Consider the following 14,452-nt stretch of genomic DNA (forward strand, 5'->3'; position numbering starts at 1 on the left):
CGGCGGCGCCCGCCAGGCCGGTGGCCGTGGTCAGCACGTCCCTTCGGGTGATCACGACGCCTCCGGTTCCGCGTCCGCGAGCTCGATCAGCTTTCCGGCGACCCCGTCGACGAAGCCGTCGAGTTCGTCACCCAGGTTCCACGGCTTCTCCCAGGGCGCCAGATCGCGCAGCAGGATGAGCCGGCCGATGGTCATCATCATGCTGGAGTGGTTGTCGTCGCCGTTGCCGAGTGCTCCCCTGATCACCGCTGCGACGTCGTCCCTGCCGCCGCCGAAGCGGCCCCCGGTGAAGGACCGGAACCTGCGGTGGGCCTTGCGCAGATCGCTGCCGCCCAGGGTCTCGGACAGGTAGTAGGACTCGAGGGCGTCCGACAGCCGCACCTCGGAGGACACGTTCAGCAGCTTCGCGAGGTTGAACGCGTCGGCGTCGGCCCGCAGGTCCTGTTCCCCGAAGGCACTCGGTCTGCCGGGGTTGGCGAAGTAGAGGTCGCAGAACTCGGACCCGCTCAGATGGTCGTAGTCGTTGCGCCACTCGGCGTAGAAGGCGATGAGGTCACCGAGCCATCCGGTGCCGTCGCCCAGCGTGGTGTTGACGGAGGTCGAGTAGTACTTCAGCATGCCCTGGCACGAGGCGATCAGGTGCTGGAAGTCCACCGGCGTGTGGGCCACCGGATCGTTCGGCCAGCTGAAGTCGGAATCCAGCGTGATGTTCTGCGAGCTGAGGTGGTCGATCCAGCTGACGGGAATCGGCTGCAGTACGTACGGCCACTGGCCGTCGTCGTACTTCAGATGCCGGAAGAACGACAGCACGTGGTCGCGTCGGGCGCTCTCCGGAACACCCGGATAGGCCTCCATGTAGCCGTCGTACGCCGCCTCGATCTCCCGGACGAACTGCACCTGCCGGATCATGTCCTGGTACCGCTCGTCCAGGTACAGCCGGGAGACGCCCGGGTCGGCCCCGTCGCGCCACACGTTCTTGTCCAGCCCCATCGGCGCGATGGTCCCGTCCGTGAAACCGGTGGGCGGCACGGCCTTCGGGTTGAACTCGTAGATCTGGTTGAGCGACCAGTTGACCGGCAGCGGGAATCCCATGTTCCCCGAGTACTCGAAGGACATCCCGGCGACGAACGACCAGCGCGCGCCGGTGGCTTCGGAGACGCGCGAACAGACGTTCCGGGTGCCGTACACCCCGAACTGGTAGTGCGCGCCGCGCTCGCCCAGACCCTTGCGGACCCCCTTGAAGTACTCGATGATCTGGCCGATCTCGTGGTCCTGGGCGTCGTAGTCCACGGCGAAGTAGATGCACGCCCCCGGCGGGATGCCGTGCTCCTTGGCCTTGGTGTGGGCGATCAACCCCTGGTCGTAGCCCTTCGGCTGGGTGAAGTTGGCCAGTTGGGTCCCGTTGTACTGGAACAGTGGGATCAGCTTCAGGCCGGAGTCGACGATGGCCTGTGCCTCACCCTCCCGGAGCGCCTTCCCTATGTAGTACGGGTCTCCCGGCGGCAGATGCTCGTCGAGATAGCGCCCCACGGCGGAGAAGCCCTCGGAGCGCATGGCGGCGGCCTTCGCCGCCGTGATCGTCTCGGCGGTGTCGCTCCCGGTGCCGGGCCGGCTCTCGTCGCCCTTGGAGATGAGCAGCTCCGCCCAGGTCTGGAAGGTGCCCATGCCGTGGACCGCGTTCTGGGTGAAGCCCTGGAACGCCCGCAGCCACTCCTCGGTCGCGGCGGTCAGCTCCGCCCGCCCGTCCTCCCAGGGAAAGGTGACCGGGCTCAGGCCGTCGTACGTCGGCGAGTTGAACCAGCAGGCCGCCTTGAAGAGGTAGGCGAGCCGGCCCGTGTCCCCCTTCTCCACGGTGTGCTGCTTCAGCGCGGCGGTGGTGCCCGGCCCGAAGTAGCCGGTGATCGTGGAGGTGGGCAGCCCGATCTCGTACTGGATGGCCATCAGCAGACCCTTCTGGGTCTCCCGGGCGTAGTAGCCGTCGCACGGCACGAGCCCCATCGCGGGTACGACGTATCCGGCCACATAGGTGCTGTTCAGGTACTGCTGGATCTCCCGGGTCGTGCCGCTGCCCCGGGACAGCAGCCGGAACTGGTCCATGCGCAGCAGCGCACGGGTGACGCGGGCCCACAGCCACCAGTTGTGGTGGCCGGCGACGCCCATGTCCTCGTACAGGTCGTCCAGCGAACTCTGGGAGGTGGTGTCCCACATGTCGGCGCGGGGCGCGGCGGTGTAGCCCTTGCACCACAGGGCGTAGTTGTAGATGCGGATGATGTTCTCGTTGGTCTCGGCGGTGGGCAGCAGCCGGTGGGCGTAGACGGCGTTGAGGGTGTTCTCCCCGAAGTTCTGCACGACGGGTGAGAGCCCGAGCTCGTGCTGGAGGGCCTGGGTGAGGCTGAGGACCGTGGCCCATCCGGTGGAGCCGTCCGTGTCACAGGCGACGTAGCCGTCGACGTCCCCGTACGTGTCGTTCACCCAGTGCTGGGCCTCCAGCACCATGGGGTCGCTCATGGCGGGCTCCTATCGGACGGTCAGCAGGCCGAAGAAGATCTTGTAGCCCTCGTCGAAGACGTGGACCGCGTCACCGCTGATGACCCTGTGGAGGTGGTAGGCGCCGCCGTCGCGGTACTTCGAGTTGTCCCCGCGGTACAGCGTCACGCTCCCCGCCGCGGGGCTGTCGTAGGTCACCGTGGTGCCGCTGCTGTTCCAGCGCAGCAGGTCGTCGGCCTTGCTCCAGGTGGCGTCGCCGACCATGCCGTCCGCGGAGAGCTTGTACCGCGTCTGCCACGCCTTGGTGGCATCCCTGGTCGCCGGGCCGAAGTCGCCGTCGATGGCGTCGGTACTCAGCAGGCGCTCCGAGGCCAGGATGCTCTGCCAGAGCTTCACGATGTCGGTGCCCGAGGACTCGCCGCAGCCGTAGCACAGCGAGTTGCCCAGCTCACCGGCCTGCTCGCCGAAGTCGTCGGTGAGGACGCCGTCGCCGTCCACGTAGTTGGTGCCGTACGCGTCCGAGTTGCCGGGGTAGGCGGCGTGGGCCGGCGTGATCGTCAGCAGCGCCGACAGTCCCGCGGCGCCGATGACGAGGCCGAGCTTCCGGTTGATCCTGCTCATGGTCGTTTCCCTTCTGGTCGGTGCGCGAAAGGTCAGAGAGTGGTCATCGAGTTGAACTCGATGCGGGAGCCGCCGACGGACTTCACACCGCTGTGCCGGTAGACCTGGACGAGCTCGTACGCGCCGTCGTCCTGCGACCGGTTGGGGTCACCGCGGTGCAGGACCACCGCACCCGAGCCGTACTCGGCGGTGTATGTCACGCGCGAACTGGACAGCCAGCTCAGCCGGTCGTCGGCCTTGCTCCACGTGGCGTCGCCCACCATGCCGTCCGCGGAGAGGCCGTAGCGCGTCTGCCACGCCTTGGTGGCGTCCCTGGTCGCCGGCCCGAAGTCCCCGTCGATCTGGCCGAGGGTGAGGAACTCCTCGGAGGCGAGGATGCTCTGCCAGAGGACGACGATGTCGGTCCCGGAGGAGTTCCCGCAGCCGTAGCAGAGCGAGTTGCCCAGCTCACCAGCCTGCTCGCCGAAGTCGTCGGTGAGGGCGCCGGCGCCGTCGACGAAGGAGGTCGAGTAGGCGCCCGAGTTCTTGTGGACCGCGGCGTGCGCGGAGTCGACCGCGAGCGCGGTCGCCAGCCCCGTCAGCATGGCGGTCACGGTGGTCACAGCGAGGATCTTGCGCATCGTGGATCGCTCCTTGGAGTCGTGTCGACGCCGTGGCGCGATGCCCTGGACCGGCGTCGTCGCCATCGTGGGCGAGCGATCCTGCACCACCCTTGCAGACAGCTGGAAACCGCTGGTCAGCGCGGTTTCACCCCGGCCTCCGCCGGACCGGACGGTTCCGGCCGGACCGGTGGCGACCGCACATCCTCGGTCCGCACGGCCCCGTGTCCGACAACCGGGGGCTCGGTCACGCTCGGCCCTGGTGGGCGCCCTGGCCGTTCCCCGACGTGCGGGGGCGCGGGACGCAGGACGAGCAGGACGCGCCCCGCGCCGATTGACCGGTTCCTGTATGGCCACTGCACCCATCGGGGCGCTTAATGGTGCTCCTGCGATGCACGCACGGTGGTGACGACTACGCGGGGGAGCACGTGGACGACACGGGGAACGCCGACGCACCACCGCCCGAGGTCCCCCCACGACCGGTCCAGCCTCCGCCGGTCCCTGTGACGGCGTCCCGTGGCGACCGTTCCCTGGTTCTCAGGGTCAACCGCCGGATGCTGTGGGTGGGGTCGGCGGCCATCCCGCTGCACAACATCACCTGGGTCGACGCCTTCAAATGGAGACCCGACTGGCGCGTCGTCGTCGCGCGTTTCCTCGCCGCGCTGTTCTGCGTCGTCCTGCTCTACATCGGCATCGACGCCGCGAACGGAGGCGACGTCCGCGCCGGGGACGGCAGCCCGCCGCTCCTCTTCGTCGTCCTGGTCCTGGTGGTCACCCTGTGGGGCGTGTTCCGGTCCAAGCCGATGCTGGTCATCGAGATGGCCAGTGGCTCACGGGTCACCGTGACGCTGCCGAGCATGGACGAGCTGCGCCAGATCGCCGGATGGATCGCGTACGCCATCGAGAACCCGACCGTGGAGTTCACGACGGTCGTGCGGCAGCACAACACCAACAACTACGGGCCCGTCGTCAACATGACCAACGGCCGGGGGAACACGGGGTTCAGGCTGTGAGCGATGCGTCGAACTACTACGGGCCCGTGGTGAACATGGACGGCGGCCAGGGGAACGTCGGCTTCAACTACGGCATCGTCGGCGGCAGCGAGGACCGCGAGCTCCAGGCCGCCGTACGGGAACTCGTGCGCGTCCTCGAGGAGTTGCGTCCCCACCTCTCGCCCGACCAGGAGCGGACCGTCGAGGAGGCCCTGCCCGAGCTCGTCCCCGACCGCGCCGTCCTGCGCGGGCGGGCGATGACCCTGGCGTCCCTGGCGCAGATCGCCGCCGCCGTCGGCGCGGTGGGCCGGCCCGTCGTGGAGGTCCTGGGCCAACTGCTCTCCCTGCTGGGCTAGGACCGGTTCGACCAGGTCTGGGCCGACCTGGCGTCCCTCCCGCGCCCGGGGCGCGGTCGATCGCATCGGGCGACGGCCGTTCACACGCCCTGCCTCCCCTCCCCCACCGGGTCACAGGTATGCGAAACTTTCGAACCAGCCATGCCCGCTTGCGTTTCACCCCAACCCTCACCTCCCTGATCTCCTCATTCCGGATCAGGTGATCAGCGACTTGAGCTGGGCAAACCCCTCCGCCAAGTCCCGCTGGAAGCAGGGGAGTTATTTCGAAAGAATGTCGAAAGCGTTGACATGCCCGCGGAGTTCTCAGAAAACTGTGGCCGCCGAACGACGGAAGCCCGCGTTCCCCTCGCGTCCCGCGACGGGGGCCTGGTCGTACCGGTACCGCACTACGGCGGGGCATTCCCGCCGCGTTCCATGCAAGGCCGCCGGGCCGCAGCAGCGACCCGGTCCCCCACCTGCCTTCATCGTGGAGGAAGCATGCGCCAGGACGGCTCGCAGCAGGACCAGAACCAGCAGATCATTCCCCCCGGCCTGAGCCGACGGGGCTTCCTCGGCGGTGGCGCCGCCGCGCTCGCCACCGCGTCCGGGCTGCTGCTGCCCGGCACCGCCCACGCCGCCACCACCATCACCAGCAACCAGACCGGCACGGACGGGATGTACTACACGTTCTGGACCGACGGTGGCGGCTCCGTCTCCATGACCCTCAACGGCGGCGGCAGCTACAGCACCCAGTGGACCAACTGCGGAAACTTCGTCGCCGGCAAGGGCTGGAGCACCGGCGGGCGCAGGACGGTCCGCTACACCGGCTACTTCAACCCGTCGGGCAACGGCTACGGCTGCCTCTACGGCTGGACCTCGAACCCGCTGGTCGAGTACTACATCGTCGACAACTGGGGCAGCTACCGGCCCACCGGTACCAAGAAGGGCACCGTCACCAGCGACGGCGGCACCTACGACATCTACGTGACGACGCGCAACAACGCCCCGTCCGTGGAGGGCACCAAGACCTTCCAGCAGTACTGGAGCGTCCGCCAGTCCAAGGTGACCAGCGGTTCCGGCACCATCACCACCGGCAACCACTTCGACGCCTGGTCCCGCGCGGGCATGAACCTGGGCCAGTTCAAGTACTACATGGTCATGGCGACCGAGGGCTACCAGAGCAGCGGTAGCTCGAACATCACCGTCAGCGGCTGACACAGGTCCGGCCGACACGGCTGCGGGCCCCGTCCTCCCGGCGGGGCCCGCAGCCGTGTGGCGCCGCGCCGCGGACCCCGGCCGGCATCCCCCGCTTCCCTCCGGCCCCTCCCCCCACCGCCCACCCCCACCCTGAGGAGCAGCAGGTGCGCCTGCGTCGTGGCCGTTCCGGGCCCCACTCGTCCCGCTCCCGCCTGGCCGTGCCCGCCGCTCTGACGGCGCTGCTCGTCGGGCTTCTCTCCCCCACCGTGCTGCCCGTGTCGAAGGCCGAGGCCGCGACCCTGTTGTCGACGACCCAGGCCGAGAGCACCACCAGGACGGGGTGCACCAGCTTCGCGGCCACGCACGCCGTCTACTACTGCAACGGCGACGCCACCTCGGCCACCCACTCCTTCGACAAGGCCGGCCGCTACCGGATCGACGTCACGGGGTCCTCCAGCGCCTCGAACGCGGCCGGGATCACGGTCTCCGTCGGCGGGCGCAAGACCGCCGCGCTCAGCTTCACCGGCACCTCCTGGACCGTGAAGCAGGCCGTGTTCGACGTCGCCCAGGCGGGTCCGGCGGAGATCCGGCTCACCCTGGATTCCGACAACGGCAGCAACGACACCCGGATCGACCAGTACCAGCTCTCCTACGAGGGCGCGACCCCGCCGCCGCCCCCGGCACCCGTGCCGCCCACCACCGGCGCCTTCACCAGCGGCACGTACCGCAACCTCTTCCAGGAATGGGACCCGAGCCTCACCGACGCCGCGGTGAAGGCGAAACTGGACGGCTTCTGGGCGTCGCTCTTCACGAGCACCGACGACACCAGGCGGCTGTACTACCCCGCCGGTTCGGACGCCGAGGGCGCGCTCGCCTACATCAAGGACACCGGCAACGACGACGTCCGGTCCGAAGGCATCAGCTACGGCATGATGATCGCGGTCCAGATGAACAAGAAGGCCGAGTTCGACGCCCTCTGGAACTGGGCCACCACCCACATGCGGCACAGGAGCGGCGCACGCGCCGGCTACTTCTGCTGGGAGGCCACCACCGCCGGCTCCTGCCAGGACAACAACCCCGCCACCGACGGCGAGGAGTACATGGCCACCGCCCTGTTCTTCGCCGGCCACCGCTGGGGCGACGGCACCGGCATCTACGACTACACCGCCGAGGCCAACGGCGTCCTGGACACGATGCTGCACAAGGAGGACATGAACGGCGGCGTCGTCGACAGCGTCACCAACATGTTCGACCGCACCCAGAAGATGCCGGTCTTCGTGCCGTACGCCAACTCCGCCAAGTTCTCCGACCCGTCCTACCACCTGCCCGCCTTCTACGAGCTGTGGGCCCGTTGGGCCGACGGCTACCAGGGGCAGCAGGCCGCGGACCGGCAGTTCTGGCGTGACGCCGCCCGGACCAGCCGCGCCTACTTCACGAAGGCGACCAACGGCACCACCGGCCTCAACCCGGACTACGCCGAGTTCGGCGGCAGTCCCAACAACACCGGCAACCACGGCGACTTCCGGTTCGACGCCTGGCGTACCTCCGTCAACTGGTCGGTGGATCACGCCTGGTGGGCCGCCGACCCGGCCGCCCCCGCCCGGACCGACCGGCTGCAGAGCTTCTTCGAGTCCCAGGGCATGGACGCCTACGTCAACCAGTACTCGTTGTCCGGCAGTTCGCTCTCCTCGGACCGCTCGCCGGGTCTGATCGCCTCCAACGGCGCAGCGTCCCTCGCGGCCACCGACGCCAGGGCCTGGAAGTTCGTCGAGGCCCTGTGGAACCTGGAGCCCCCGACCGGCCATTACCGCTACTACGACGGCCTGCTCACCTACATGGCGCTGCTGCACGCGAGCGGCGACTTCCGGATCCACCAGCCGAGCGGCACCACGCCCACCGACCCGCCGCCGTCCACCGGCACCCCGGCCGCGCCCTCCGCGCTGACCGCGAGCCCGAACGGCGCCGGGAGGATCACGCTGACCTGGTCGGACAACTCCGCCGACGAGTCGGGCTTCCGTGTCGAACGCCGCACCGGCAGCGGCTCCTGGGCCGCGCTCACCTCGCCGGCGGCCAACGCCACCACCCACACCGACAGCGGCCTGACCGCGGGCACCGCCTACACCTACCGCGTCCGCGCCAGCAACGCGGCCGGGGACTCCGCCTGGTCCGGCGAGGCCACCGCCACCGCCACCGGTGGCGACACCCCCCGCACCCGCGACGCCTACGCCGTCATCGAGGCCGAGAGCTACGACTCGGCCACCGGCGTCACCACCCGCACCGCGGACGGCGGCACCGTCGTCGACCTCACCGGCAGCGGCAGCCGCCTCGTCCTCGACGACGTCGTCTTCGGCGCCGCGGGGGCCGGCGGCGTGCGGTTCAGGGCCGCCGGTACCTCCTCCGGGGTGAACCTCCAGGTCCGGCTCGACAGCGCCACCTCCGGGCCCGCCTGCACGGTCTACCCCGACGGCAACGGGACCTGGCACCTGAAGTCCAACACCTGCTGGCCCAGGCCGACCGGCACCCACACGGTGTACCTCACCACCACCGGCCCGGTCAGCATCAACCACCTGACCTTCACCATCTGACCTTCACCAGCTGACCCGCACCGCCGGCCGTGACCGCCTGACCCGCACCGCCTGACCGTCCGGCCGTCCCGCCGTCCGGCCCCCGACCACCCCCCACACGCGCCCGGAGCGCAGGGCCCCACACCTGCCGCTCCGGGCGCACCCCTCCACCCGCACGTCACCGCCCTCCGCGCTCCCCCGGCCAACAGCTGGTGCCGCGACCTTTCGACGTCAGTCGAATCGATTGGATGCCCACGGCCCCGATGCCAGCCTGATCTCGGCAACTGCAGGACGCATCCATCCGACATCGGGAGACCTCATGATCTTCGTCAACGTCACCACGACCGACCTCGAGCGCAGCAAGGCCTTCTACACGGCGCTCGGCTGCGACATCAACCCGATGTTCACCGACGAGAACGCCGCGTGCGTCGTCTGGGACGAGACCACGAACTTCATGGTGCTCACCCACGGGCACTTCGCGCAGTTCACCGACAAGCAGATCGCCGACCCGCACACGGTCGCCCAGGTGCTGGTGTCCTTCTCGCGCGACTCGCGGGAGCACGTCGACAAGACCGTCGACGCCGGCGTCGCCGCGGGCGGTCGCGAGCCGCGCCCCGCACAGGACCACGGGTTCATGTACGGCCGCTCCCTCGAGGACCCGGACGGCAACACCCTCGAGTTCCTCTACATGGACCCCCAGGCCGCCGAGCAGGGTCCGGAGGCGTACGTCGCCGAGCACGGCGCGGGACCGGACCCCGTTCCCGGGCGGTGACGGCCGCGGCACGAGACGCCGGATGCGCTCGTCCGCCACGTCAGACGCGGTGGACGAGCGCATCGCCGAGCGGCGTGCGCGCGTGCAGCACACGCCGCCCGGCGCGCCGGGACGCGATGAGCCCTGCGGCGCGTAAGGCGTCGAGGTGATGGGACGCGGTGGAGGCCGCGATCCCGACCTCTTCCGCGGTGTCCGTCGTCGACAGCGGCGCGCCGAGCGCGACCAGCACCGCGGCGCGGCTCTCCCCGAGCAGACCCGCCAGCGCGTCCGTCGCATCGGCACGGTGCCACACCTCGGACACACCGAGCGCGGGGTAGAAGAGCGTCGGCTGCGCGGGCGGCTCCGTGAGCACCGCGCAGTGCCGCCCGAAGAACGACGGCACGAGCACGAGGCCCCGCCCCTGGCAGTCGACGATCTCCTCGTGCCGGTCCATCCGCACGCGCACGGTGTCGAAACCGGTGTCCGCGCTCCACTCGACGGCTTCGCCTATGTCGGCCGCCATCCCGGCCAGACCGTCGGCGGTCATCCGTCGCACCCGGGAACCGATGTCCGCGTGGAGGATGCGTTCGATCTGCGCCCAGTACGGCGCGAGTGCGACCTCCCAGAGCGTCTCCACGTGGGACACGATCAAGGCGCGGATCCTCGTGGGATCGGCCGCCATCCTCTCGAGCGCGGCACGCGCGACGCCGGCGCTGCGGATCGCACGCTTGCGCAGGTCGACCGAGATCGGCTCGAGCGGCGCCTGCCGCAGCCGCTCGATCTCGTCCGCGGGCGTGAGATCCCACGACGGGGCCGAGGTGAACAGATCGGGCGCGTACCCGGTCTCGCCCACGACGAGGCGCAGCAACTCGAGGGACTCCCGGGGGACGTCGGCGCGAACGGCGCGCAGCCATCCCCACTGCAGCGGCTGGTCCTGCGGTCGCAGCAGCGTCCGCACCGCGTGGACGATCTCATGCCCCGGCGACACGCCGAACCGGACGGTGGAGATGTCCTCCGACGCAAGGCGGAACTCGACGTACTTCTGCGGCACGCCGAGCAGGCTACCGCCGACGCGACCGAGCCGATCGAGCGCGGTCCGGCTCCGCGCGACGGCTCACGACTCCCCATTGCCGGCTCACCCCGGTGAACAGCCGCCACGTCCAACCGGCCGCCCTCACAGGGACCGACGGCCACCGACTGTTCGTCTGCTGAAGTGTGGCCGGCGGCCGCCTGGACGGTCCGATCGCCATGCGGCGTCCCCAGTCGGTGCCCGTCGATGTACGCCTGGCCGACTCAGGCGGCATCGTGGTGCGCCGTGAAGGCGACACGAATATCGGCGTCGTCCGAGGCGATGTTGATGCGTTGCGTCCATCGCCTTCGCGAGCCGGGCCAGGAGGGGCAGCGTGGGAACCGTGTCCGAGCCTCCGATCCGGGAGATCTTGGCCTGGGTGAGGCCACAACGCGTCGCGAGTTCGGCCTGAGTGAGGCCCAGCTCGACACGACGGTCGTAGACGGCCGAGGCCGCCGAACTCTCCGGAGTGACGACCGCGCCCGCGCACGCATACAGAAGGGCGTCGGAGCCCCGAACCAACAACCACCCAGCGCGCGTACGGCCTCACCAGGGGGACCGCGAAAAACTAAACCGCCGGCGGCCAGGCGGCGCGACTCCGTCCCCAGGAGCGGGTTCCGGCCGCAGCCCAGACCACCCTCCAGGCCAGGATCAGCCTGGCATCGAGTACGCGCAGGGCTGGCGGGCCATCCGCCGCACCGCCCCTCCCCGGCCAGGACGGTGGCCCAGCAGTGGTCCTCACGGGCAGGCAGGAGATGCGCGCGTGGTCGAGGACGGCCGGCCGCTACGCAGAGCAGCAGAACGCTTCCAGGTCTCGCCCACCCCCGCCCAGTGCTGGGCAGACCGGTACCGGGGCCACGACGAGGCCAGATGGCCGACCGTTCAAGCCGGCCGCACCGCAGTCCGAACCGGACCCCGACTCGCACCGGCGTCATCGGCTCATACAACCCCGCCGCCCTCAACTACCACGTCAGCCAGGTCCGCCACGAACTCGGCGACACCCCCGGCGCCATCCGCGCCATGCAGCTCTCCGACAGGAGTCGGGTCAGCACCGACCGGGTCATCCGGGTCGTACACAGGCGCACCATCGCCGAGCGACAGCTCCGCATCGGCCACCTCGACGCCGCCTGCGCCACCTGGCACCAGGCCCTCGACGACTACCCACACATCCGGTCCGGCCGCGCCGACGATCGGCTCAGGGTCATGATCGGGCTCATCCGCCCGCATCTGAAGAACACCACCGCCCGCGCTCTCGACGATCGTGCCCGGGCACTCATGCAGACGAGCGTCTGAACCCGCGAACCAGCAACCAACCAGCGCAGGTACGGCATCAGCGGGGTGACCACAGTGGACAACACCGCTCCAACCAGCGGAAAACCAGCACCAGGAATGCCAGCGGGGTCGGACCGAAAACGGACCGACCCCGCTGACCTGCGCGTTTGCCAGCTCGGCCTAGACCGAGCTATGGCACCGACTAAACGTTGAAGCGGAACGCCTGCGGGCTGATCCTGACCTGCGGCGGAGCCGCACGCACCGTCCTGACCAGGCATTTCTCCGTTGGCGTGCGTTGGACCCCGGCGGTCGCTTACGAACGTCCTGCGGACTGCCTGCGGACCGGGCAGCCTCCCGCAAGGCGGAGGGGGGAGCGCCGAGCCACCTCCCTCGCTGCCATGACTGTTCACCCCTACAGAGTTACGACCGCCGGTAGGATCGACACCATGAGCAGTAGCAGAAAGTACTCCATCAGCCTGCCCGAGGACCTTGCCGAGGCCGTACGGGCCCATGTCGGGCCCGGTGGCTTCTCCGCCTACGTCGCCGAAGCCCTGGAACAACGGGTCGCCATGGACAAGCTTCGGGAGATCGTCGCCGACTTCGAGACCGACAATGACGAGCTCACCCGCGAGGAGGTCGAGGCCGCCCGCGCGCTGCTGCGCCATGACCACCGACAGGTCGGCGGTGCCGCCGCCTGATGCCCGGCACCCTGCTGCTCGACAGCGAAGGACTCTCCAAGCTCTACCGCAAGGACCGCACCGTCGTGGCTCTGGTCCAGGCGGCGTCAGAGGAGGGCATCCGCGTGGCCACCAGCGCGATGACCACTCTTGAGGCCGATTACGAGCGGATTCACCCGGCCCGCATCAAGTGGGTCCTCTCCCGCGTCGACGTTCACGACGTCACCAGAGAGGTCACCGACGAAGCGGCCGCCCTCCTTCGCGCCCATCGCATCCACGGCCACAAGTACGCCATCGACGCTGCTTTCGCCGTCATCGCCCGCAACGCGCCCCGGCCGGTCACCGTCCTCACTTCCGACCCCGAGGACCTGACTCTCCTGTGCGGCCCTTCCGTAGAGGTCGTCAAGGTCTGAAGCACCGACCACAGCCACTCCGACCAGGCCGGCCGTCAGGCCACAGCACTTCGCGGACGAGGACTCCCCGCGGACAGGCATCTGGGCCCGACCCGCCGACAGGCAGGTCGGGCAGCACCTTCGATGGCACGTCAGACGTTGAAGCGGAACTCCACCACGTCCCCGTCCTGCATGACGTACTCCTTGCCCTCCATGCGGGCGCGGCCCTTCGCGCGGGCCTCGGCTACGGAGCCGGCCTCGACGAGGTCGTCGAAGGAGATGACCTCGGCCTTGATGAAGCCCTTCTGGAAGTCCGTGTGGATCACGCCGGCCGCCTCGGGCGCGGTGGCGCCCTTCTTGATGGTCCAGGCGCGGGTCTCCTTGGGACCGGCGGTCAGGTAGGTCTGCAGGCCGAGGGTGTTGAAGCCGACATGGGCGAGGGTGGCCAGGCCCGGCTCCTCGGCGCCGACGGACTGGAGGAGTTCCATGGCGTCCTCCTCGTCGAGCTCGGCGAGGTCCGCCTCCAGCTTGGCGTTGAGGAAGATCGCCTCGGCCGGGGCGACCAGCGCGCGCTGCTCGGCCTTGAAGGCGTCGTCGGTCAGCTCGTCCTCGTCGACGTTGAAGACGTAGAGGAAGGGCTTGGTGGTGAGCAGGTGCAGGTCGTGCAGGAGCTCGTTGCGCTCGGTGCCCTGGACGATGCCCTGGGAGAAGAGGGTGTCGCCACGCTCCAGGATCTCCTTGGCCTCTTCGACCGCCTTGACCTTCGGGGCGATGTCCTTCTTGATCCGCGACTCCTTCTGGAGGCGCGGCAGGACCTTCTCGATCGTCTGGAGGTCGGCGAGGATCAGCTCGGTGTTGATCGTCTCGATGTCGTCCTTCGGCGAGACCTTGCCGTCAACGTGGACGACGTTCTCGTCCTTGAAGGCGCGGATGACCTGGCAGATCGCGTCGGACTCGCGGATGTTCGCGAGGAACTTGTTGCCCAGGCCCTCACCCTCGCTCGCGCCGCGGACGATGCCGGCGATGTCGACGAAGTCGACCGTCGCCGGGAGGATCCGGGCGGAGCCGAAGATCTCGGCCAGCTTCGCCAGGCGCGGGTCGGGGACACCGACGACGCCCACGTTGGGCTCGATCGTGGCGAACGGGTAGTTGGCCGCCAGCACGTCGTTCTTGGTCAGGGCGTTGAACAGGGTCGACTTGCCGACATTCGGCAGACCGACGATTCCGATCGTGAGCGACACGTTGCGACTTCCCGTTACGTGAGGTGAAGGGGCGGGCGGGCCTGAAGGGGCCGATCCCCCAGTCTACGGCGTGCGCGACGGGGCACCCGTCTCCTGTCGAACATCAGACCAGTGCCGCCCCTGGGCGTGTCATTAGGGCTATTCAGCACATAAACAGACCTAGGTTGTGCGAGTGGAGCATCACAGGACGACGGGAACCTCACGGTCGGCCGCCCGGCCCGGTCCGGCACCGCGGCGCGACACACGCACGGCGCT

Annotated in this window: 12 protein-coding genes and 2 pseudogenes; 8 read left to right on the forward strand and 6 right to left on the reverse strand. The window is 69.4% G+C overall.

What is annotated here, in order from left to right; translation table 11 throughout:
- Positions 1 to 51 precede the first annotated feature (51 nt).
- The 3 genes from HW445_RS05880 to HW445_RS33335 are packed head-to-tail and all read right to left on the reverse strand — an operon-like array spanning position 52 to position 3,728.
- Positions 52 to 2,508, reverse strand: coding sequence for a glycoside hydrolase domain-containing protein (locus HW445_RS05880; protein ID WP_218956619.1), 2,457 nt, complete (start codon positions 2,506 to 2,508; stop codon positions 52 to 54).
- Between the two features lie 9 nt (positions 2,509 to 2,517).
- Positions 2,518 to 3,108, reverse strand: coding sequence for a peptidoglycan-binding protein (locus tag HW445_RS05885; RefSeq protein ID WP_180219961.1), 591 nt, complete (start codon positions 3,106 to 3,108; stop codon positions 2,518 to 2,520).
- Between the two features lie 32 nt (positions 3,109 to 3,140).
- Positions 3,141 to 3,728 (reverse strand): peptidoglycan-binding protein, encoded by a 588-nt coding sequence (locus tag HW445_RS33335; RefSeq protein ID WP_257230869.1) that lies wholly within the window; start codon positions 3,726 to 3,728, stop codon positions 3,141 to 3,143.
- 482 nt (positions 3,729 to 4,210) lie between these two features.
- Here HW445_RS33335 and HW445_RS05895 point away from each other — a divergent pair, with 482 nt between their 5' ends.
- The 5 genes from HW445_RS05895 (at position 4,211) to HW445_RS05915 (ending at position 9,567) form a co-directional block, all read left to right on the forward strand.
- Positions 4,211 to 4,720, forward strand: coding sequence for a DUF6232 family protein (locus HW445_RS05895; protein ID WP_308798409.1), 510 nt, complete (start codon positions 4,211 to 4,213; stop codon positions 4,718 to 4,720).
- Positions 4,717 to 5,055, forward strand: a complete 339-nt coding sequence (locus HW445_RS05900) for a hypothetical protein (RefSeq protein ID WP_308798411.1) — start codon at positions 4,717 to 4,719, stop codon at positions 5,053 to 5,055. The genes HW445_RS05895 and HW445_RS05900 overlap by 4 nt, the downstream gene beginning before the upstream one ends.
- A gap of 477 nt (positions 5,056 to 5,532) precedes the next feature.
- Complete coding sequence (locus HW445_RS05905) at positions 5,533 to 6,249, forward strand: glycoside hydrolase family 11 protein (RefSeq protein WP_180219962.1); 717 nt, start codon at positions 5,533 to 5,535, stop codon at positions 6,247 to 6,249.
- A gap of 146 nt (positions 6,250 to 6,395) precedes the next feature.
- Positions 6,396 to 8,816, forward strand: a complete 2,421-nt coding sequence (locus HW445_RS05910; protein WP_180219963.1) for a glycosyl hydrolase family 8 — start codon at positions 6,396 to 6,398, stop codon at positions 8,814 to 8,816.
- A gap of 298 nt (positions 8,817 to 9,114) precedes the next feature.
- The gene (locus HW445_RS05915) at positions 9,115 to 9,567 is read left to right on the forward strand and encodes a VOC family protein (protein ID WP_180219964.1); all 453 of its coding nucleotides are present in this window, start codon (positions 9,115 to 9,117) and stop codon (positions 9,565 to 9,567) included.
- A 40-nt stretch (positions 9,568 to 9,607) separates the two neighbouring features.
- Here the strand turns inward: HW445_RS05915 and HW445_RS05920 are convergent, their stop codons facing one another.
- Positions 9,608 to 10,597 (reverse strand): DUF5937 family protein, encoded by a 990-nt coding sequence (locus tag HW445_RS05920; protein WP_180219965.1) that lies wholly within the window; start codon positions 10,595 to 10,597, stop codon positions 9,608 to 9,610.
- Between the two features lie 242 nt (positions 10,598 to 10,839).
- A pseudogene (locus tag HW445_RS05925) lies at positions 10,840 to 11,062 on the reverse strand (helix-turn-helix domain-containing protein); the annotation flags it as partial.
- A 316-nt stretch (positions 11,063 to 11,378) separates the two neighbouring features.
- Here HW445_RS05925 and HW445_RS05930 point away from each other — a divergent pair.
- The 3 genes and pseudogenes from HW445_RS05930 to HW445_RS05940 all read left to right on the forward strand — a co-directional run.
- Positions 11,379 to 11,542 (forward strand): annotated as a pseudogene (locus HW445_RS05930) (leucine zipper domain-containing protein); the annotation flags it as partial.
- A gap of 791 nt (positions 11,543 to 12,333) precedes the next feature.
- Complete coding sequence (locus HW445_RS05935; RefSeq protein WP_073946283.1) at positions 12,334 to 12,585, forward strand: hypothetical protein; 252 nt, start codon at positions 12,334 to 12,336, stop codon at positions 12,583 to 12,585.
- Positions 12,585 to 12,977: a DNA-binding protein gene (locus HW445_RS05940; protein ID WP_180219966.1), complete on the forward strand. Its 393-nt coding sequence runs from the start codon at positions 12,585 to 12,587 to the stop codon at positions 12,975 to 12,977. Before HW445_RS05935 ends, HW445_RS05940 begins: the two co-directional genes overlap by 1 nt.
- Positions 12,978 to 13,108: 131 nt before the next feature.
- Here HW445_RS05940 and ychF read toward each other — a convergent pair whose 3' ends face one another.
- Positions 13,109 to 14,197, reverse strand: coding sequence for a redox-regulated ATPase YchF (ychF, locus tag HW445_RS05945; protein WP_180219967.1), 1,089 nt, complete (start codon positions 14,195 to 14,197; stop codon positions 13,109 to 13,111).
- Positions 14,198 to 14,452 lie beyond the last annotated feature (255 nt).

The organism is Streptomyces sp. UH6 (assembly GCF_013421635.1).
In the GTDB taxonomy this organism is placed as follows: Bacteria; Actinomycetota; Actinomycetes; order Streptomycetales; family Streptomycetaceae; genus Streptomyces; species Streptomyces abyssomicinicus.